We start from the raw sequence: 19,271 nt of genomic DNA on the forward strand, positions 1-19,271 counted from the left end.
CGGTGCTTTCCAGGTTCCCGCTCCGCTTTCGCTTCGCGTTTCCCTTTCCGGCGGTTCCGACTCTATCAGATCCTTTCGGCGTCTGACTCCCAGTCAGGGGGGTTTGTCTTCCCGGCCGTTGGGCCGTTCCGACGTCTCAAACCTTAGCGGATCCGCTCGGCGATTCCCAATCGGGGCACCGGGCTTCCATTCGAATTGAATTCGGGCATGCCGAAATCGACCCGTACGGGAGATCGTGCTGATGGTGTGAGGGGTGCCGCGCGAAGCGGCGGAGTGTTGTCGGAGAACCGTTACGGCTCGGCGGCAACCCGGAGAACTTTACGGATCCGGCAGGCGAGCGTCAACCCTCGCTGTCAAGATCTTTTTCGCGGCCCTGACGGGGCTCCGTCAGTCCAGGTCGGTGAGGCGGCCGCCGGCGTCCGGCTGGGCGTGCTCCACCCGGCGCAGCAGACGGGTGAGGACCTCTCCCAGCACCGCGCGCTCCGCGGGAGTGAGGTCCTGGAGCAGGTCCTCCTCGAAGACGGTCGCCAGGCGCATGGCCTCCAGCCACTTCTCGCGGCCCTCAGGGGTCAGCTCGACGATCACCCGGACGCGGTTCGACTCGTCACGCTCCCGGGTGACCAGACCCTCGGCGACCATACGGTCGATCCGGTGGGTCATCGCGGCCGGCGTGAGGCCGAGGCGCTTGGCGAGGTCGCTGGGGCCCATGCGATAGGGCACTCCGGAGAGGACGAGGGCCTTGAGGACCTCCCACTCGGCGCTGCTGATGCCGAGGGCCGAGGTCTGGCGGCCGTACGCGACGTTCATGCGGCGGTTGAGCCGGGACAGTGCCGAGACGATCTTCTCGACCTGGGGGTCGAGGTCCTGGAACTCGCGCTGGTAGGCGGCGATCTGTTCTTCGAGGGTCGGCTCTGTGACGCCGGGGGTGTCGGCCATGGCCGCAGTATCGCACGCAGCTCCTTTGCCTTGAAGTCCTTGATTGTGTAGTCTTTAGCTTCGAACTTTAGCTTCGAAGTCTTCAGATCTAACTTCTTCGGATCTCAGTGGTGAGAGAGGTGAACGTGACCAGGGCGATGGGCGCAGCGATGCGCCGGATCCACGTGGGTAACGCACTCAGTGCCTTCGGGCTCGGCTTCACGGTCCCCTACCTGTACGTCTATGTGGCGCAGGTGCGGGGCCTCGGGTCGATGACGGCGGGGCTCGTCCTCGCCGTCTTCGCCGTGGCCGCGCTGATAGTGCTGCCGTTCGCCGGCCGGGCGATCGTGCGGCGCGGCCCGCTGCCGGTCCTGCTCGCCGCCCTGGTCACCGCCGCGCTCGGTGCGCTGAGCCTGGGGCTGGCGGGCAACGCCACGACCGTACTGCTGTCGGCCGCGGCGCTCGGGGCCGGGCAGGCCGTGATGCAGCCGGCGCTGGCGACGATGATCGTGGACTGCTCGACGGCGGACACGCGCTCGCGTGCGTTCGCGATGCAGTTCTTCCTGCAGAACCTGGGGCTGGGTGTCGGTGGTCTGATCGGCGGCCATCTCGTCGACACCACGCGCGTGTCCTCGTTCACGCTGCTGTTCGCGATCGAGGCGGCGATATTCCTGCTGCTGGTCGTGGTGATGGCGACGGTGCGGATGCCGCACGCGCCGCGGCTGACGGACGCGCCCGCGCCGTCGGCGAAGGGCGGCTGGAAGCAGTTGCTCGGGAACCGGGCGATGGTGCAGCTGTGCGTGCTCGGCTTCGTGCTGTTCTTCGCCTGCTACGGCCAGTTCGAGTCCGGTCTGAGCGCGTTCGGCGTCGAGGCCGCCGGGATATCCACCTCCGCGCTGGGGACCGCCCTGGCCGCGAACACGCTGATGATCGTGGTCGCCCAGTTCGCCGTGCTGAAGTTCGTCGAGCGGCGTCGGCGCTCGCGCGTGATCGCCGGGGTCGGCCTGATCTGGGCCGTGGCGTGGGTCGCGGCCGGGTACGCGGGGCTGGGACACGGCAGCCAGGAGATGGCCACGGCCGCGTTCGTCTCGACGTACGCGCTGTTCGGGCTGGGTGAGGCGATGCTGTCGCCGACCGTCGCGCCGCTGGTCGCCGATCTGGCGCCGGAGGGCATGGCCGGGCAGTACAACTCTGCGTTCGCGCTGGTCAAGCAGCTGGCGCTGGCCGTCGGTCCGGCGGTGGGCGGGCCCATGGGTGCCTCGCTGCACGCGCCGTACATCGTGACGTTCCTGCTGTTCTCGCTCGGGATCACCTTCCTGGCGCTGCGGCTCGGGCGGCGGCTCACCACGGTGCAGGACCGGCCGTGGTCGGCGCAGGGCAGCCGGGTGGTCACGCGCGGCGGGGCGCCGGCAGAACCCGTGGCGGCGGAGGCGTAGCTCCGCGGTCCCGCAGCGGTTCGCGACGGCCGTCGCCTTCGGGTGGCGGCCGTCGCGCGTACCGGTCAGCGGGTTGCCGTCACCAGCGTCACGGTGAAAGGGAGCGTCGCCGTGCCGTCGGGGGCGGTGCGGTCCGCGAGCTGGTCCAGGACCAGGCGGCCCGCGGCGGTGAGGGCCTGCCCGCCGCCGGCCCGGGTGATCAGGCCGCCCCACAGGGCGGTGAGGTGGCCGGGGACGTAGGTGTCCAGCGGGGGCAGGGTGATGGCGAAGGTGACCTCGCGGTGGGCCGTGTCGCGGTAGCCGGCCGTGCGGAGGGCCTCGGTGAGCTGGTCGGCGGTGCGGGCGAACGCCCGCGCGAAGTAGCCCGGCGCGTCGGGGCCGCCGTACTCCTCAAGGGCCCGCTGCTGGGCGAGGAAGTAGGGCTGGCGGTCGACGGGGGCCCAGGCGGTCGTGGCGAAGCGGCCGGTGGGGCGGGTGACGCGGGCCGTCTCGGCGAAGGCGGCGCCGAGGTCGGGGAAGAACTGGGTGCCCTGCTGGCAGACGACGGCGTCGAAGGCGGCGGTGTCGTAGGGAAGGTGGTCGGCGGGGGCCACCGTGAAGTCGATGTCGGGGTAGAGGCGGGGGTGCTGCTCCCGGGCCACCCGGATCATGCCCTCGTCGATGTCGGCGCCGCAGACGCGGCCGGTGGGGCCGGTGAGGGCGGCGGCCGCGTGGGCGGCGAAGCCGGTGCCACAGGCGAGGTCGAGGACGGTGGAGCCGGGGGCGAGGTCCACGGCGTCCAGCAGCTCGGCCACGAAGGGGCGCATGATCGGGGCGCTGTAGGCGGCGTACTGCTCCGGGCCGTGGCTCGCGCGGTGTACATCCGTCAGGGGCGTGTCTGCCATGGGTCAGTGCTTCCCCTGCGTCCCCTGTTTTCCCTTCGGCAGGAGGAATTCGCACCAGACCGCCTTGCCGCCGCCGGGGGTGCGGCGCGAGCCCCAGTTCGAGGCGATCGTCGCGACGATCGCGATGCCGCGGCCGGACTCGTCGGCCGGTTCGGCGCGGCGGCGCCGGGGCAGGTGGTCGTCGCCGTCCGTGACCTCGACGATCAGGCGGCGGTCGGTGCGGCGCAGGCGCAGGCGCATCGGCGGGGTGCCGTGCTGGAGGGAGTTGGCGACCAGTTCGCTGGTGGCGAGGACGCCGAGGTCGTGCAGTTCGGCAGGGAAGCGCCAGCTGGTGAGGACGCCGGAGGCGAAAGCACGCGCGCGTGGGGCCGCTTCCACGCCGCCGAGGAGTTCCAGGGCCGCGTTGCGGAAGAGTTCGCCTGCGGGGCCCGTACGGGCCGGGTGCTGGAGGACGAGGACCGCGACGTCGTCGTCGTGGTCGGCGGTGACGCCGGCCGAGCGGACCAGGCGGTCGCAGACGACCTGCGGGGTGCCGGTGGCGCCCGCGAGGGCGCGTTCGAGTGCCGCGATGCCCTCGTCCAGGTCCTCGTCGCGGCGTTCGACCAGGCCGTCCGTGTAGAGGACGGCCGTCGATCCGGGGCCGAGCGCGATCGAACCCGACGCGTGCATCCAGCCGCCGGTGCCGAGCGGCGGGCCGGTGGGTTCGTCGGCGCGGGAGACCGAGCCGTTCTCGTCGCGGACCAGGATCGGTAGGTGGCCCGCGGAGGCGTACACCAGCCGGCCCTCGTTGGGGTCGTGGATGGCGTACGCGCAGGTGGCGATCTGGTTGGCGTCGATCTCGGCGGCCAGGCCGTCCAGCAGCTGGAGCACCTCGTGCGGGGGCAGGTCGAGGCGGGCGTACGCCCGGACGGCTGTCCTGAGTTGGCCCATGACCGCCGCCGCGCGCACGCCCCGGCCCATGACGTCGCCGATGACGAGGGCGGTGCGGCCGCCGCCGAGGGTGATGACGTCGTACCAGTCGCCGCCGACCGCGGCCTCGGTGCCGCCGGGCTGGTAGGTGGCGGCGATGCGCAGGTCGTCGGGTTGTTCCAGTTCCTGTGGGAGCAGGGAGCGCTGGAGGGTGACGGCGGTCTCGCGCTGGCGGCGTTCGCTGGCCCGCAGGCGTTCGGCGGCCTCGGCGTGGTCGGTGACGTCGGTGGCGAAGACCAGCACGCCGCCGTCGCGGTCGCCGTCCTCGGCGACGGGGGTGCACGTGAAGGTGTACGACCGGCCGTCGACGGCCTTGCGGGACTTCAGGGTGCGGGGCTTGCCGCTGCGCAGCACCTGGTCGAGGAGCGGGAGCAGGCCCAGCTCGGCCAGCTCCGGCAGCGCCTCCCGCGCGGGCGCGCCCGCCGGTCGTGCGCCGAAGGCCGCGGTGTACGCGCCGTTGACGTACGCGAGGCGGTGGTCCGGGCCGTGCACGAGCGCGACGAGGGCCGGGACGCGGTCGAGGACGTCGCGCGCGGGCAGTTCGTCGACGGCGGGCACCGGGGGCGTGCCGTCGGCCGGCTGCTCGGCGCGGGCCGCGGGCACCGAGCCTTCTCCCCGCCGGTCCGGGGGGACCGGGGTCTCGGTCCGCGCTGCGGCGCGGCGCTGCGTTCCGGGGAGCCGGGCGCTCCAGCGCGTGAAGTTCACTGTGGGAAGAGCCTCGTGGGTGCTGTGGGCGGGCGGGTGACCCGTCCGCGGACGTGGGGCAGTCTGGCAGGGTCTTGTCGGGAGCGCAGGGTCTTGCGGGGGCGGGCCGCGGCGACATCCGTCAGACGCCGGAGCGGGCCGTGGAGTTCCTGGGTCCGGTCAGGACGACCCCAACGGGTCGTCCGAGGGGTTGTGAGGAGGCTTTCCACCGGCCGCGAGTTCGAACTCCGCTCGGGGATGTTCGAGCGAACCGAGCGAGACGATCTCCCGTTTGAAGAGCCCTGCGAGGGTCCATTCCGCCAGCACGCGGGCCTTTCGGTTGAAGGTGGGCACCCTGCTGAGGTGGTAGACGCGGTGCATGAACCAGGCAGGGTAGCCCTTCAGCCTGCGCCCGTAGACCTGGGCGACGCCCTTGTGGAAGCCGAGGGAGGCCACCGAGCCGACGTACCGGTGCGCGTACGTCTCCAGGGGCTCGCCGCGCAGCGCGTGGGCGATGTTGTCGCCGAGGACGCGGGCCTGGCGGACGGCGTGCTGGGCGCCCGGGGCGGTGTCGGTGCCGGGTTCGGCGGCGGTGACGTCGGGGACGGCCGCCGCGTCGCCGGCGCCCCAGGCGTGTGCCGCGCCGTCCACGGTCAGCTCGGCCGTGCACTTCAGGTGGCCGCGTGCGGTCAGCGGCAGGTCGGTGGCGGCGAGCACGGGGTGCGGTTTGACGCCGGCGGTCCACACGACCGTACGGGTCGGGAAGCGCTGGCCGTCGCTGAGGACGGCGACGCGGTCGGCGCAGGAGTCCAGGCGGGTTTCGAGCAGCACCTGGATGTTGCGGCGGCGCAGCTGGGTGACGGTGTAGCGGCCCAGCTCGGCGCCGACCTCGGGGAGGATGCGGTCGGAGGCCTCCACGAGGATCCATCTCATGTCCTCGGGGCGGACGTTGTGGTAGTAGCGCACGGCGTAGCGGGCCATGTCCTCCAGTTCGGCGAGCGCCTCGACGCCGGCGTAGCCGCCGCCGACGAAGACGAAGGTCAGGGCGGCGTCGCGGATCGCGGGGTCGCGGGTGGAGGAGGCGATGTCCAGCTGTTCGAGGACGTGGTTGCGCAGGCCGATGGCCTCTTCGACGGTCTTGAAGCCGATGCCGTACTCGGCGAGGCCGGGCACGGGCAGCGTGCGGGAGACGGAACCGGGGGCGAGGACGATCTCGTCGTACCCGAGGAGATCGGCCGCCGTGCCCTCCTCGGTGGTGGCGGGCGTGGAGACGGCGGCGGTGCGCATCGTGTGGTCGACGGAGATCACCTCGCCGACGACGACGTGGCACTGGCGCAGGACGCGGCGCAGCGGTACGACGACATGGCGAGGGGAAATCGAACCGGCGGCCGCTTCGGGGAGGAAGGGCTGGTACGTCATGTAGGGATCGGGCGTGACGACGGTGATCTCGACCTCACCGCGCCTGAGCTCGGCCTTCAGCTTCTGCTGGAGGCGCAGGGCCGTGTACATCCCGACGTAGCCACCGCCGACAACCAGAATGCGCGCACGTTCCTTCACCATCCCATGACGCACCCGGCGCTGTTGTTTGTCCACAGTCCCGGCAATTTGTGTGACCGGCGGGCGCGTGTGCGGTGGGCCGGGGGCGGTCGCCGGGATGGACGAAAGGGGGCAGGTCAGCGGGGGCGGGTCACAGTGTGCGAAGGTGGGGAATCGGGACGGATATGACGCGTACTCCGATCGGGGGGAGCGGCGTGCGGAACCTGCCCCTTCTGAATTGACTCCCTCTCAACTATGTTCGTGTGTCGACGGGGTGTAGGGAATGTGCTCGAACGGGGCTCGCGACGGGCGGACCCGGTCGAGATCGAAGTGGGTTCCGCGCACTCCGGATGCAGTGACGGGGAGTCTCCGGGGGGAGACGTCATTTACCGGGGGAAAAACATGCATGTTCAGGACACGCATCATTGGTCATCGGCAACCGCAGCCGTCGTCGCACCCGGCGGCGGGGCGGTGAGCGCCGCGGTGGGCAACGGACGCGCGGACGCGTCGCGTACGACACCGCTGCGCGTGGACGCACAGCGCAATCTGGAGCACGTGCTGCGTGCGGCGCGCGAGGTCTTCGGCGAGCTGGGCTACGGCGCGCCGATGGAGGACGTGGCGCGGCGCGCGCGGGTCGGTGTCGGCACGGTGTACCGGCGCTTTCCCAGCAAGGACGTACTGGTCCGGCGGATAGCCGAGGAGGAGACCGCGCGCCTGACCGAGCAGGCGCGCACCGCGCTCGGGCAGGAGGACGAGCCGTGGTCGGCGCTGTCCCGCTTCCTGCGGACGTCGGTGGCGTCCGGGGCGGGGCGGCTGCTGCCGCCGCAGGTGCTCGCCGGTTCGGCCGAGGGGGGCGCTTCCGCAGGCCCCGCCGAGGATCCGCGGGTGCCGCAGCAGCGGGTGCAGCCGGCCTCCGGTGAACTGCGGCTGGTGTCCGGGGAGTCCACGGGAGCCGGCGGGTCCGACGACGGCGGGGTCGGCGCACTGCTCGACGTGGTCGGCCGACTGGTCGACCGGGCCCGGGCCGCGGGCGAGCTGCGGGCGGACGTGTCCGTCGGGGACGTGCTGCTCGTGATCGCCACGGCGGCGCCGTCCCTGCCGGATGCCGCGCAGCAGGCGGCGGCGTCGGCGCGGCTGCTGGACATCCTGCTGGAGGGGCTGCGGTCGCGGCCCGCGTAGATCGGTTGCGTTCGGCCGCCCGCACCCGCCCGTGACGGTTTCACGGGCGGGTGCGGGCGCGTCGGATTCGCTCGTTCGGATGATGTTCGAGGGGGGTCGGGTTGACCATGCCCCTCGGATGAGTGGATGCCGTGCACGGGGGTCGTTGAACAAAAGACAGTGTGGCACTCTGTGCCGGTGACGGTTTGGGCTGGGCCGGCGTCGGGGGCTTTCCGCGATGGGCGTTGAGGGGCAGGACGAGTCACGCGGTGACGACGCGGGCGCGACGGCTGCGGAGACCACCGCGCAGACCCCGCCCCAGGTACCGAGCCAGGGCGGTCCGAGCCGGGGCGGTCGCACCGCCGCCGGGAGCGTGCCGGCCCAGCGTGAGCGCAGCGTGCTGCCGCCGCCCCGGGGGATGCCGCCGGGCGACGCCGAGCTGATCGAGCGGATGCGCGGGGGCGACGACTCCGCGTACGAGGAGCTGTACCGGCGGCACGCCGATGCCGTACGGCGTTACGCGCGGACCTGCTGCCGCGACGAGCACACCGCAGACGACCTCACCGCCGAAGTCTTCGCCCGCATGCTGCAGGCCGTGCGCGGCGGGGCCGGGCCCGAGCACGCCGTACGGGCCTATCTGCTCACCTCCGTACGACGCGTCGCCGCGAACTGGACCAAGTCCGCCCGGCGTGAGCACCTCGTCGACGACTTCGCCGTCTTCGCCCAGCAGGCCTCGCGCGCGTCCGAGGTGCCGGACGACGCTTCGTCCATCGGCTCCTTCGGCGCGGGCCTGGACCCGGGCGCCGACGTGCGCGCCATGCGGGAGGCCGAACAGTCCATGGCCATGCGGGCGTTCCGCTCGCTGCCCGAGCGCTGGCAGGCCGTGCTGTGGCACACCGAGGTGGAGGACGAGTCCCCGAGCGAGGTGGCCGTGCTCTTCGGGCTGGACGCCAACGGCACCCGGGTGCTCGCCAGCCGCGCGCGCGAGGGGCTGAAGCAGGCCTATCTCCAGGCCCACGTCAGCGCCACCCTCGCCGGTGACGAGGAGTGCGCCCGCTACGCCGACCAGCTCGGCACCTACGCCCGCCGCAAGCTGCGCATCCGCGCCGAGCGGGGGCTGCGCAAGCACCTGGAGGAGTGCGCCAAGTGCCGGCTGGCAGCCGCGCAGATCGAAGAGGTCGCGAACGGCATCCCCGGTGTCGTCCCGGTCGCGGTCATCGGCTGGTTCGCCACCGCCGGGTACGCCAAGGCGCTCGGCATCGTGGCCGGCAGCGCCTCGGCAGGGGCCGCCGGGGTCGCCGCCGCGGCCACCGGCTCGTCCGGCGGGGCGGGCGGCGCGGGCGGGGCCGCGGCGTCGGAGGGGCTCGGAGCGCCGGTGAAGGCGGGGATCGCGGCCGGTGTCGTCGCGGTGGCCGCCGCCGCGGTGGCGCTGGCCCTGGCCAACGACAGCCGCCCGCCGACCAAGGAGATCGCCAGACCGGCGCCGTCCGCGCCGGCCGTACGGTCTCCGGCGCCGCGGCCGACCCCGTCGAGGCACACGCCGGCCCCGCCGCCGGTCGTGCCCGCCGCCGAACCGACCCCGACACCGACCCCCACGCCGAAGCCCACGCCCACGCCGGCCCCCAGGCCGAAGCCCACACCGACTCCGACTCCGACGCCTTCGCCGAGGCCCACGCCGACACCGCCCCCGACCCCGACCCCGACGCCCACTCCACCACTGGCGCCCACCGTCTACGAGATGAACGAGCTGAGCTACGACGTCGACGGCGACGGCACCCGGCCCGAGATCCGGCTCGGCGAGAGCAGCTGGGTGTGGCAGCGCTACGGCATGTCGATCGGCGGCGTGCGGTACGCGCGCGGGGTCACCGTGAACGGCGAGTCCTCCGTCACCATCACCCTGAACCGGCAGTGCACCGCGTACGACGCGCTGGCCGGTGTGGACGACATGACACTCGGCCTCGGCAAGGTGTCGTTCTCGGTGTACGCCGACGGGGTCCGGCTGTGGCGGTCCGGCATGGTCAAGGGGCGTGACCAGGCGGTCCCCGTCCATGTGGACCTGACCGGGCGCGCAACCGTACGGCTTGTCGTGGAGCCGCACAGCAACGTCTTCGACCAGGCGGCGCTCGCGGACTGGGCGCAGTCCCGGTTCACCTGCCGGTAGCCGTGCCCGCCCGCCGGTCGTGGTCCTCAGCGGCTCTCGACCGGCGGCTCCGCGGTGGTCAGTTCGCGCAGCACCTCGGCCACGCCGAGGGACGCGCCCAGGGTGCGCTCTGCCGCGTAGCGGTCGGCGGGCAGGGCCGCGCGGGCGCCGGCGTGCACCCGGGCGGCCTCGATGTGCTCCGGCTCGGGGCGCCGGGTGCCGGCGCGCCAGTGGTCCGCGGCGGCGTACAGCCGGATCGCGCGCGGCAGATCGCCGTGCCGGGCCAGCAGACCGGCGGCGGTGTCGACCAGGCCCGCCGTGATCGCCTCGGCGCACCGCTGGGCCACGGCCTCGCGCAGCGCCTCGGCGAGGATCGGCAGCCCGTGCGCGGGGCCCGACTCGGCGGCGACGACGAGCGCCTCGACCATCCGCAGCCCCGCCGCGAACTGCGGTGGCGGGGTGCCTCCGCGCGCCGCCTCACAGCTCGCCTCGTACAGCACGCGGCCGCAGGCCGTCTGCCCCTCGCGCAGGGCGATCTGGGCCCGCAGCAGCAGCACGAAGGCCTTCGGCTCGCGCACCGTGTACCGGTCGGCGGCCGCTTCCGCCTCCTCCAGGGCGGTCAGCGCGGTCTTCGGGTCGCCCGAGCGGTAGGCGATCTCGGCGAGCCGCGCCATCAGGAACGGCGCCTCGGCGTGGGCGCCCACCTCGTGGGCGAGGCGCAGCGCCTCCTCGTACTCGCCGCGGGCCTCCTCGAACCGGCCGCGCGCCATGGCCGCCTCGCCCGCCGCGCTGCACACCTGGGCCCGCATCCAGCGGTCCCCGACACGCCGGCTGAGCGTGCGCAGCTCGGCCAGGTCCTCGTCCACGCCGCGCAGGTTGCCCGGGGAGTCGACGGTCACGTGGGTGCGGTACATCAGGGCGACGCCGATCTCCCAGTCGCCGCCGTATCTGCGGCAGTTGGCGACGGCGGCGGCCATGTCCGGGCCGACGTCCGCCGGGCCGCCCAGGTAGTAGGCGGTCAGCGGCCAGACGATGCCGGGGAGCCGGGCCGCCTGGGGGCCGCCGTGCTCGTAGGCGGCCCGTACGCGCGCGACGTACTGCGGGGCGCGTGGGTCCGCCGCGAGGTGGAGCCCCGCACCGGACTCGGAGGTCAGGAACAGGAAGAGCATCCGCAGGTCCGACCGCAGCTCGCGCAGCGGATGCCCGGCCTCGCCGTCCGGGGCGGCGAGGAACGCCCCGACCGGGTCGGCCGCCTCCGCGAGCGCGGCCAGTGCGCCGCCGGTGCCCGGGGCGTCGGACACGCCGGGCGCCGCGAGGGTGTCCAGGGCCACGCCCAGGCGCAGGACCAGGTGGATCCGGGCGACCGCCTCCTGGCGGTGGTTGCGCAGCCACCAGAACCAGCCCATGGCGAGGGCGATCGCGCCCGCCTCCGCCTCGTCGCCGACGCGCACCGCGCGGTCCAGGGCCGCCCGGACGTTGTCCAGCTCGGTCTCCAGACGGGAGATCCACGGCAGTTGGGCCGCCGAGCGCAGCAGCGGGTCGGCCTCCTCGACCAGCGCGCGCACCCACGCGCGGTGCCGGCGCTCGGCGGCCGCGCGCAGGCCGGGGACCTCGGCGGCGCGCTCGGTGGCGTACTCGTGGATGGTCTCCAGCATGCGGTAGCGCATGGCACCGGAGCCGTCGGAGCCGGTGGGCGTGGCCACGACGAGGGACTTGTCCACGAGGGCGCCCGTCAGGTCGGCCGCCGGGCCCGAGCACACCGCCTCGGCCGCCGTGAGGTCCCAGCCACCGGCGAACACGGACACCTCGCGCAGCAGCGTGCGTTCGCGCTCGTCCAGCAGGTCCCACGACCAGTCGACGACCGCGCGGAGGGTCTGCTGGCGGGGCAGGACCGTACGGCTTCCGGAGGTGAGCAGGCGGAAGCGGTCGTCGAGCCGGTCGGCGATCTGCCGCGGGGACAGCAGCCGCAGCCGGGCCGCGGCCAGCTCGATGGCGAGCGGCAGCCCGTCCAGGCGGCGGCAGATCTCCGCCACGGCCCCGGTGTCGGCGAGCGCCGCGTCGGCGTCGGGACGGACGGCCTTCGCGCGCTCGGCGAAGAGGCGGTGCGCCTGCTCCGGGACGAGGGGCTCGACCGGGCGCACCGACTCGCCGGGGACGCCCAGGGGTTCACGGCTGGTCGCGAGGATCGTGAGCCCGGGGCAGTGGGTGAGGAGGGTCTCGGCGAGGTCCGCCGCCGCACCGATGACATGCTCGCAGTTGTCAAGGATCAGGAGTCGGCTGCGCTGCGCGCAGTGCTCGATCAGCAGGGCGACAGGGTCGGCCTGCGGGGTCGTCAGCTCGTTGGTCAGCAGCACGGTCTCGCGCAGACCGAGGGCGCTGACCACCGCGCCGGGGACCGCCTCGGGGTGGTCGAGCGGGGCCAGCTCGACCAGCCATGCCTGCGGCAGCCCTGCGGCGGCCTCCTCGGCGAGGCGGGTCTTTCCCGAACCGCCCGGTCCGGTGAGCGTGACCAGGCGGGCCCTGTGCATGTCGGAACGAATGGCCGCGAGTTCTGGTTCCCGCCCGACGAAGGACGTCAGACGGGGGCGCAGATTGCCGGTGCGCTCAGGGGGCCGGGCAGGATCGGTCGGCACCGCTGAGGCCGGTGGTGTCTCCGGCTGTTCGAGCAACGAGGCGTGCAGGGACCTGAGTTCGGGGCCCGGGTCGGTGCCGAGGGTGTCGGCCAGGGCGCGGCGGGCGGACTCGTAGGCGGCGAGGGCGTCGGCGGGGCGGCCCGTGTCGCGCAGGGCGCGGACGAGGAGGGCGTGCAGGGGCTCGTCGAGGGGGTGGGCCGTGGTCAGCTCCCGCAGTTCCGGTACGACGTCGGGGGCGCGGCCCAGGTCGAGGGCGGCGGCGGCCCGGGCGCGGGTCGCCTCCAGGCGCAGGGCCTCGGGACGGGTGGCCGCGGTGCGGTCGGGGAGGTCGGCGAGCGCGGGGCCGTGCCAGAGGGCGAGGGCCTCGGTGAGGGTGCGGTGGGCGGTGGCCGGGTCGCCCGCGCCGAGGGCCTGGGTGCCGGTACGGGTCAGGCGGGCGAAGACGTGCAGGTCGATGTCGTCCTCGGTGGCTTCGAGGCGGTAGCCGCCCGGGGTGGAGACGACGGTGTGGCGGCCGACGGCGCGGCGGAGGCGGCCGACGAGCGCCTGGAGGGCGGCGGGGGCGTCCTGGGGCGGGTCGTCCGCCCAGATCTCGTCGATCAGGGTCTCGGCGGTGGCGGTGCGGGCGGGGCGCAGCGCGAGGGCGGCGAGCAGCGTGCGCAGACGCCGGCCGCCGAGGGGTACGGGGGTGCCCTGGTCGTCCTCTGCTTGGGTTACGCCCAGGATTCTGTACCGCATCGGGCCATTGTCGCGGGGTCGGGGGGCACGGGGCACGGGGCACGGGGCACGGGGGTTTCGCGCGCGGCACGGATCGACTCCCTGCCCCGCGACTGCCCCAGGGGCGCGGGGAACTGCGCGAACGGTCCCCCACCGGGTCGCAGGCGGCGTACGGCAGGACCACCCCGGCCCCGCTGCTCAGGCGCCGGAGGCCAAAGCGCCCCTTCTCGGCTGGATCCCGGAGGGCACCGCACGCGCGCGTGCCGGTGTTCCCGTCCAGCAGGTGCCTCGGCGCGACAGCAGACGGCGGAGCCAGAGTTCCAGGGAGATCAGGTCGGCCAGGCCGTCCAGGGGGAGCGCGGCGCCTGCCGCTGCCGACTGGAGGGCCTCGCGGACCACGCGGGCCTCCACCAGTCCGGCGTCGGCCAGGAGCGGCGTCGCGAAGAGGTCGAGCAGAGGGTCGGCCGCCATGCGCAGGCCCGCGCGGGCGGCCGCCGCCGAGGAGGCGTGGGAGGGGGCGCCCCAGCCGGGCGGGAGGTCGGTGACGCCGGCGCCCTCCAGGACGGTGCGCAGGATCGAGGCGCGTGCGCCCGGCTGGACGCGCAGGGCCTCGGGGAGGGCGCGGCAGGCGCGGACCACCTGGTTGTCGAGGAAGGGCGCGTGCAGGCGCTGGGAGCGGATCTCGGCGGCCTGTTCCAGGACGCGCAGGTCGGCGGCGCCGCGGGCGAGCGCGGCACGCGCGCGGTGTTCGCCGGGGCGCAGCGCGCCGGTTCCGGAGCGGTCCGCCTCGGCCTGGAGCAGAACCGATACTTCGGCCAGCGCCTCCCCCGTCAGCCAACGGGCGGCCGGCCCCGGTCTGGCCCAGGTCAGCGCGGCGAGTGACGCGCCGACCGCCCCCTTGGGCTCGTCGAAGCGGCGCCGCATCAGCCGCTCCGCCAGCGCCTCCAGCCCGGCCCGGTAGGGCGTGCGGGCGAGGCGCCGGGCCGCGCCGTACACGCGCGCGGGGACCATCACCGAGCCGTCGGCCCGGGCAAGCGCGGCGACCGGGCGGACCAGATGGCGCCGCTTGCGGTCCATGAGGAGGTCGGCGAGGCGGGCGGGGTGGGCGTCGATGACCTGCCGGGCGCCGTGTCCGGTGACGTGGTCGGCGCTGCCGGAGGCCAGGCGGGCTCGGTGCCGGGCGGCGGTGACCAGGGCGGGCCCCGGTTCGTCGGTGAGGGGGCCGTCGAGATCGGCGTACGGCAGGGTCTCCTCGGCGCCGGTGACCACCACGTGGTGCAGGCGGGGGTTCGCCGCGAGGGCCCCGGCGCGTTCCACCTCGGCCTCGCGGCCGCCGACGGCCAGGTCGTTGAAGGTGACGGCGAGGAGCCGTTCGCCGGCGCCGGTGCCGTGTCCGAGCAGTGTGCCGGGGCGGCCGGGCAGCCCGGCGGCCAGCAGGGCGAGGGTGCCGGAGGCCGGGCCGCCGGAGAGGTCGGCGCCGATGCCGGGCACGGGCATCCCGCGCCGGGCCCGCCGCTCGGCCGGGCCCATGCCGGGCACCGGCCCGGGATCGAGGTCGGGCACGTGCCGCGGTGCCGCCAGACGCACGCGCACCGCCTCGACGAGGGCGTCGCGTACGGCGTCCACGGCGTGGTCGGGGTCGGCGGCGGGCGTGGCCACGGCGAGCGAGGCGACGTGCTCGTACCCGGCGATCTCGCGTGCTCCCGCGCGCAGCACGAGTGCGTGCCCCGGCGGAACACGGCGTACGCCCTCGTACGGGGTGGTGTCGCGCAGTGCGGCCGGTACGTCGGGGGCGGCGAGCAGGGCGGCGAGGTGGCCGAAGTCGAGGTTGGCCTCGATGAGGTCGGCGAGGGGCAGCGCGGCGGTGGCGTAGGCGGTGCCGCCGGCCCAGGGGGTGTGGAAGACCGGGCGCGCGCCCGCGAGGTCGCCGCAGACGGTGATGCGCCGGCCGACCTGGACGACGGCCGTGTAGCTGCCGGGCCAGGCGGTCAGATGCCGGAGTGCGCCCCCGCGCGCGGTGAACAGGGCGCGCCGCAGCTCCTCGTCGGAGGCGCCGCAGATGCCGAGGACGGCGATGCGGTTGTCCGCGTCGGCCTTGACCACGCGCACCTCGTCCGGGCGCCAGTCGCCGACGGCCCACAGCGGATCCGGGTCGCCCCACAGGAGGTGGGAGCCGACGGGGTGCAGGGTCTCGCCGTCGTAACCGGTGGCACCCGCGGAGCCGATTCCGGCGATGCCCGCGGCGGTGCTGCTCCAACCCACCAACCACCGCATCGACGCCTCCACAGGCTGTGGACAACAGTGCACCGTACGAACCGGTCCCCATGCTGCCATGAAGGACGCGCTGTGGAGGGGCGGCGGCACCGGCTTCGATCGAGGGAAACGCGCGCGGAGTTCGCGGGCGGGGCGAGGAAGGGGGGTGGTGAGCTCGACTCGAATGCGCCCCCTGTACGCTCCCCCAAGACGCCCTTCACGCCCTCAAGTTGCATGGTCGGAGCAGGAATCCACCGCGACGGGCCGGGGCGATTTTCAGCCAAATACGGAGAGCGAAGCCCGAGTTGAGCACGCTCCGTACAGGCGCGCGAAACGGGCGGCGGTGCGGGCACGCGCACAGTCCGGGAGGCGGGCATCGCCTCCCGGACCGGTCCGCCACCCGCGGGGATGAAGGTGGCGGTGTCCCCCAGCCCACTGGATCCAGTACAGCGGGCCGACCCACGCAAGAGCCATGGAACCGCTCCCCCGATGGCCGGAGAAGAGCGCACGGACGGGCGCACGGCCACACGCGCGGGGGCACGCGGCGACAGACCGTGCACAGTGCGTGCAGGGCGGCGCTTCCGTACGGACCACAATCCCGCCATCCGGAACAATGCCCCTTAACGCTTGGGATGCGGCGAACTACGCTGGGTTTACGAATGCCGCGTGGTTATGCCAGCGCGGCAGCCGTCTGTGTCGAGGGGTGGCGCATGTCCAGGGAGCAACGCGGGCCGAACGAAAAGCTCGGCGCCGTTCTCGCCCTCGCGGGAATCAGCAACGCAGGACTCGCACGACGCGTCAACGACCTTGGCGCCCAACGCGGGTTGACTCTTCGCTACGACAAGACCTCGGTGGCGCGCTGGGTGTCGAAGGGCATGGTGCCGCAGGGCGCCGCGCCGCACCTCATCGCGGCCGCCATCGGGCAGAAGCTCGGCCGTCCGGTGCCGCTCCACGAGATCGGCCTGGCGGACGCGGATCCCGCTCCCGAAGTCGGCCTCGCCTTCCCCCGGGACGTGGCACAGGCGGTGAAGTCGGCGACGGAGCTGTACCGCCTCGACCTCGCCGGCCGCCGGGCCGGCACCGGCGGCATCTGGCAGTCGCTCGCCGGATCGTTCGCAGTGAGCGCATACGCAACGCCTGCCTCACGATGGCTGATAACCCCCGCCGACACCTCGGTCGCACGCGAGGCGGGCTCCGTCGAGGGCTCCGGCGCACCGATCAAAGTCGGCCACAGCGATGTGCGCAAGCTGCGGGAGGCCGCCGAGGACGCCCGACGTTGGGACTCCAAGTACGGCGGCGGTGACTGGCGTTCGTCGATGGTGCCGGAGTGCCTGCGGGTGGAGGCGGCGCCGCTGCTGCTCGGCGCCTACTCCGACGAAGTGGGCCGCGCCCTGTTCGGCGCCTCCGCCGAACTGACCCGCCTCGCCGGGTGGATGGCCTTCGACACCGGCCAGCAGGAGGCCGCGCAGCGGTACTACATCCAGGCGCTGCGCCTCGCCCGCGCGGCGGCGGACGTCCCCCTCGGGGGCTACGTCCTCGCCTCCATGTCACTGCAGGCGACCTACCGCGGCTTCGGCGACGAGGGCGTCGACCTGGCGCAGGCCGCCCTGGAGCGCAACCGGGGGCTGGCGACCGCGCGGACGATGAGCTTCTTCCGGCTGGTCGAGGCGCGAGCCCACGCGCGCGCGGGGGACGCGCAGGCCGCGGGGGCGGCACTGAAGGCGGCGGAGGGATGGCTGGAGCGGTCCCGCGAGGGCGACAACGACCCGTCCTGGCTCGGTTTTTACGGCTATGACCGCTTTGCCGCCGACGCCGCCGAGTGCTACCGCGATCTGAAGGCGCCTCGGCAGGTGCGGCGGTTCACGGAACAGGCCCTGTCGAAGCCGACGGAGGAGTTCGTGCGCTCGCACGGGCTGCGGCTGGTGGTGTCGGCCGTCGCCGAGCTGGAGTCCGGGAACCTCGACGCGGCGTGCGAGCAGGGCGTGCGGGCCGTGGAGGTGGCCGGGCGGATCTCCTCGGCCCGGACGACCGAGTACGTGAAGGATCTGCTGCACCGGCTGGAGCCCTACGGGGACGAGCCGCGGGTGGTGGAGCTGCGGGAGAGGGCCCGGCCCCTGCTGATGGCGCCCGCCTGAGCCGTGACATCGGACACCTGCCGCGTTTGAAGGCATTGTCAGTGGCGCAGTGCACTATCGAGGTGGGAGGTGGTGCAGGTGCCGGTCGGTGCGTACGACTGTGATGTGCTCGTGGTCGGCGGGGGGATCGTCGGGCTCTCGACCGCGTATGCGATCACGCGGGCCGCGCCGGGGACGCGGGTCACCGTGCTGGAGAAGGAGCCGGGCCCGGCCCGGCACCAGACGGGCCGCAACAGCGGGGTGATCCACAGCGGGATCTACTACCGCCCGGGCTCCCTCAAGGCGCGGTACGCGGTGCGGGGCGCGGCCGAGATGGTGAAGTTCTGCGCCGAGTACGGCATCGCGCACGCCGTCACCGGCAAGCTGATCGTCGCCACCGAGCGCGAGGAGCTGCCGCGGCTGCACGCGCTCGTGCAGCGCGGCCGGGAGAACGGCATCCCCGTCCGCGAGCTGGGCCCCACGCAGATCACCGAGTACGAGCCAGAGGTGCGCGGACTCGCCGCCATACACGTCGGTACGACAGGCGTCTGCGACTACGTCGGCGTCGCCCGGCAGCTCGCCCATGCCTCGGGGGCCGAGATCCGCTACGGCGCCCGGGTCGTGCGGGTGGACCGGCGCCCGGAGCGGGGCGTGGCCGTGCTCACGGCGGCCGGTGACGTCGTACGGGCGCGTGTGCTGGTGAACTGCGCCGGGCTGCAATGCGACGAGCTGGCCCGGCTGACCGGGGACGAGCCCGAGGTGCGGATCGTGCCGTTCCGCGGGGAGTACTACGAGCTGGCGCGCCCCGAGCTGGTGCGCGGCCTCGTGTACCCGGTGCCGGACCCGGCGTTCCCGTTCCTCGGCGTGCATCTGACCCGGGGCATCGACGGCGGCGTGCACATCGGGCCCAACGCGGTGCCGGCGCTGGCCCGGGAGGGATACGGCTGGGGAGTCGTGCGGCCCCGGGAGCTGGCCGGCACCGTGGCCTGGCCGGGATCGTGGGCGATCGCCCGGCAGCACTGGAGATACGGCGCCGGGGAGCTGCGGCGGTCGCTGTCCAAGGGAGCGTTCCTGGATGCCGTGCGCAGACTGCTGCCCGGGGCAGAGCCCGCGGACCTGGTGCGCGCACCGGCCGGGGTGCGGGCGCAGGCGGTGCTGCGGGACGGGACGCTCGTCGACGACTTCCTCATCCGCGAGGGCGCGAGGGCCGTCCACGTACTGAACGCACCCTCCCCCGCGGCCACCGCCTCCCTGCCCATCGGCCGGGAAGTGGGACGCCGCGTGCTGGACATACTCGGCACGGTCGGCTGAGCAAACCCCTGGCAGGGCGGGGAGCCGAAGGCGCCCCGAGGACCGACCGCCCCAGACGGCCACCTCAACCGGGAAACACGAGAGCCACGCACACACCGAACGCACCCTCCCCCGCGGCCACCGCCTCCCTGCCCATCGGCCGGGAAGTGGGACGCCGCGTGCTGGACATACTCGGCACGGTCGGCTGAGCAAACCCCTGGCAGGGCGGGGAGCCGAAGGCGCCCCGAGGACCGACCGCCCCAGACGGCCACCTCAACCGGGAAACACGAGAGCCACGCACACACCGAACGCACCCTCCCCCGCGGCCACCGCCTCCCTGCCCATCGGCCGGGAAGTGGGACGCCGCGTGCTGGACATACTCGGCACGGCCGGCTGAGCAAACCCCTGGCAGGGCGGGGAGCCGAAGGCGCCCCGAGGACCGACCACCCCAGACGGCCACCTCAACCGGGAAACACGAGAGCCACGCACACACCGAACGCACCCTCCCCCGCGGCCACCCGCCTCCCTGCCCATCGGCCGGG

General features: G+C 74.0%; 11 protein-coding genes. 5 read left to right on the plus strand and 6 right to left on the minus strand.

All coding sequences use genetic code 11. The annotated features are described in order from the left end of the window. Positions 1 to 387: 387 nt before the first annotated feature. The gene (locus tag ACZ4MF_RS03755) at positions 388 to 936 is read right to left on the minus strand and encodes a MarR family winged helix-turn-helix transcriptional regulator (protein WP_467489496.1); all 549 of its coding nucleotides are present in this window, start codon (positions 934 to 936) and stop codon (positions 388 to 390) included. A 125-nt stretch (positions 937 to 1,061) separates the two neighbouring features. Between ACZ4MF_RS03755 and ACZ4MF_RS03760 the strand changes: the two genes are divergently transcribed. After that, the gene (locus ACZ4MF_RS03760) at positions 1,062 to 2,351 is read left to right on the plus strand and encodes an MFS transporter (RefSeq protein WP_467490635.1); all 1,290 of its coding nucleotides are present in this window, start codon (positions 1,062 to 1,064) and stop codon (positions 2,349 to 2,351) included. A 65-nt stretch (positions 2,352 to 2,416) separates the two neighbouring features. On the opposite strand, the gene ACZ4MF_RS03765 is transcribed toward ACZ4MF_RS03760, so the two are convergent. The 3 genes from ACZ4MF_RS03765 to ACZ4MF_RS03775 all read right to left on the minus strand — a co-directional run bounded on the left by ACZ4MF_RS03765 (position 2,417) and on the right by ACZ4MF_RS03775 (position 6,448). Next, the gene (locus ACZ4MF_RS03765; protein ID WP_467489498.1) at positions 2,417 to 3,235 is read right to left on the minus strand and encodes a class I SAM-dependent methyltransferase; all 819 of its coding nucleotides are present in this window, start codon (positions 3,233 to 3,235) and stop codon (positions 2,417 to 2,419) included. Positions 3,236 to 3,238: 3 nt separating this feature from the next. Then, positions 3,239 to 4,909 (minus strand): ATP-binding SpoIIE family protein phosphatase, encoded by a 1,671-nt coding sequence (locus ACZ4MF_RS03770; protein WP_467489500.1) that lies wholly within the window; start codon positions 4,907 to 4,909, stop codon positions 3,239 to 3,241. Between the two features lie 159 nt (positions 4,910 to 5,068). Beyond that, a complete protein-coding gene (locus tag ACZ4MF_RS03775; protein ID WP_467489502.1) occupies positions 5,069 to 6,448 on the minus strand; it encodes an NAD(P)/FAD-dependent oxidoreductase in 1,380 nt (459 codons plus the stop codon). 378 nt (positions 6,449 to 6,826) lie between these two features. Between ACZ4MF_RS03775 and ACZ4MF_RS03780 the strand changes: the two genes are divergently transcribed. Together ACZ4MF_RS03780 and ACZ4MF_RS03785 are read left to right on the plus strand one after the other, a co-directional pair. Beyond that, positions 6,827 to 7,603 (plus strand): TetR/AcrR family transcriptional regulator, encoded by a 777-nt coding sequence (locus ACZ4MF_RS03780; protein ID WP_467489504.1) that lies wholly within the window; start codon positions 6,827 to 6,829, stop codon positions 7,601 to 7,603. A gap of 217 nt (positions 7,604 to 7,820) precedes the next feature. Then, positions 7,821 to 9,743 carry a sigma-70 family RNA polymerase sigma factor gene (locus tag ACZ4MF_RS03785; RefSeq protein WP_467489506.1) on the plus strand — a complete coding sequence of 641 codons (1,923 nt, stop codon included), beginning with the start codon at positions 7,821 to 7,823 and terminating at the stop codon, positions 9,741 to 9,743. A 26-nt stretch (positions 9,744 to 9,769) separates the two neighbouring features. On the opposite strand, the gene ACZ4MF_RS03790 is transcribed toward ACZ4MF_RS03785, so the two are convergent. Both ACZ4MF_RS03790 and ACZ4MF_RS03795 read right to left on the minus strand, forming a co-directional pair. Then, a complete protein-coding gene (locus tag ACZ4MF_RS03790) occupies positions 9,770 to 13,093 on the minus strand; it encodes an ATP-binding protein (RefSeq protein WP_467489508.1) in 3,324 nt (1,107 codons plus the stop codon). Positions 13,094 to 13,270: 177 nt separating this feature from the next. Further along, positions 13,271 to 15,346, minus strand: a complete 2,076-nt coding sequence (locus tag ACZ4MF_RS03795) for an asparagine synthase-related protein (protein WP_467489510.1) — start codon at positions 15,344 to 15,346, stop codon at positions 13,271 to 13,273. Between the two features lie 689 nt (positions 15,347 to 16,035). Between ACZ4MF_RS03795 and ACZ4MF_RS03800 the strand changes: the two genes are divergently transcribed. Together ACZ4MF_RS03800 and lhgO are read left to right on the plus strand one after the other, a co-directional pair. Further along, positions 16,036 to 17,460 carry an MFS transporter gene (locus ACZ4MF_RS03800; RefSeq protein ID WP_356029956.1) on the plus strand — a complete coding sequence of 475 codons (1,425 nt, stop codon included), beginning with the start codon at positions 16,036 to 16,038 and terminating at the stop codon, positions 17,458 to 17,460. Positions 17,461 to 17,529: 69 nt separating this feature from the next. Next, on the plus strand, positions 17,530 to 18,750 hold the full coding sequence (lhgO, locus tag ACZ4MF_RS03805; protein ID WP_467489512.1) for an L-2-hydroxyglutarate oxidase: 1,221 nt from the start codon (positions 17,530 to 17,532) through the stop codon (positions 18,748 to 18,750). Positions 18,751 to 19,271 lie beyond the last annotated feature (521 nt).

Source organism: Streptomyces sp. NPDC025793, from assembly GCF_055558375.1.